At 62.5% G+C, this 1,772-nt stretch carries 1 protein-coding gene; it reads left to right on the top strand.

Annotated elements, in window-relative coordinates:
* Positions 1-125: 125 nt before the first annotated feature.
* Positions 126-1,739, top strand: a complete 1,614-nt coding sequence (locus E8A74_RS51580; RefSeq protein ID WP_136936574.1) for an IS1182 family transposase — start codon at positions 126-128, stop codon at positions 1,737-1,739.
* Positions 1,740-1,772 lie beyond the last annotated feature (33 nt).

The following is a 1,772-nucleotide window of genomic DNA, read 5'->3' on the forward strand; positions in this document are numbered from 1 at the left end:
CTAGAGCAACGATCGGGTAGAAAGCCAGATCATTCCGAGCAGTTACGTGACGAGGATCGACAAGGCCAGACGGCTGTGCTCTACTGCGCGCGGCTCGCCCAGCCTGCACGGAATAGGTCTCCGCCATGTCGACGTCCGTACTCCGCTGGAATCCGAGCAATATCCCTGGTCCGCGCGAGCAGAAGCTCCTGCAGCGAATGGACAAGCACCGCAGGCTGTACCTCTTTCTCTACCAGCACCGATTGGAGCTGTTCGACGACGCATTCCAGGACGAGCTTGCAACGATGTATCGCGATACAGGCGAGGGCAAACAGCCGGTCCCGCCCGCGCTCCTTGCGATGGCCCTCCTGCTGCAGGCCTATTCGGGCCTCTCTGACGCCGATGCGGTCGATAATACGGTGTTCGACGTCCGATGGCAGATTGTGCTGGGCACGGTCGGCGCCCAGGAGCCGGCGTTCGGTCAGGGTACGCTGCAAGCATTTCGCGAGCGGATGATCCGACACGACATGGATCGTCGACTGCTCGAGCGCACCGTGGAGCTTGCACGGAAATCGAAGGGGTTCGATTGGAAAAAGCTGCCCAAGACATTGCGCCTCGCCATCGATTCACGTCCTCTCGAAGGCGCGGGGCGGGTCGAAGACACGCTGAACTTGCTCGGGCACGCCACGTTCAAGCTGTTGCGCGCCGCTGCCACGCTCCTCGAGAGGCGCGCCGAGGAAATCGCCGCTTGCGCAGGGGCACCTGCGTTTCTCGCGCCGAGTATCAAGGCTGGACTTGACATCGATTGGTTTGATCCCGAGCAGAAGGCGGCCGCCGTCGGCGAGCTCGTCGAACAGATCGAGGCCATCGAGGCCTGGATCCGGACGCAGGTTGGGGAGGCGGCCAACGAGCCTCCGCTCAAGGACCTTTTCGAGCTCATTGCAGAGTTACGTTCGCAGGATCTCGAGCCCGACCCGCCGAGCGGCGGAAAGCCACGCATTCGCGAAGGCGTCGCCGCGGCTCGCCGCGTCTCGATCGAGGACGGGGAGATGCGCCACGGCCGAAAAAGCAAGTCGAAGCGATTCAATGGCTATAAGCAGCATATCGCCAACGACCTCGACACGGAGCTGATCCTGGCGTGTTCCGTAACGCCCGCCAACCGTCCCGAGGGCGAAGGCGCCGATGCGCTCAAGGAAGACCTCGCCCGCTATCCCGACCGCAATGAAGCAGCGGAGGTCTTCATCGATCGAGGCTACGTCCGATCCGAGTTCGTCGAGGACGCCAGAAGCGCGGGCGCGGCGATCTTGTGTCGGCCGTGGAATCCGCGGAATGGCGAGCTATTCGCGAAACGGGACTTCAACATCAACGTGCGCCTGCGGACAATCACGTGCCCTGCAGGCGAAACGGAGACGTTTACGCTTGGTCAGGTCGTCGAATTCGACCCCGAGAAATGCGGTGCTTGTCCGCTACGCAATCGCTGCACCGAGGCAAGAAACGACGCAGGCCGCACGGTGCGAATCGCGCACGACGAGCCCATGCAGCAGCGCTTCCGCAAACTCATCGCAACCCCCAAGGGAAGAGCTGCCCTGCGGCAGCGCGTGCATGTCGAGCACCGCCTCGCCCACCTCGCCCGCAAACAAGGTCCACGCGCCCGGTACAGGGGTGTCCGAAACAATGTCTTCGACCTACGCCGATATGGGATCCTGCTGAACCTGGAGGTCATCCAGCGTCGTGAGGGCGAGCTGGCCAAGGCCGCGTAACTTCAGGTGGAATTGAACCGTTTGTTGCTCTAG

This window comes from Polyangium fumosum, from assembly GCF_005144585.1.
In the GTDB taxonomy this organism is placed as follows: domain Bacteria; phylum Myxococcota_A; class Polyangia; order Polyangiales; family Polyangiaceae; genus Polyangium; species Polyangium fumosum.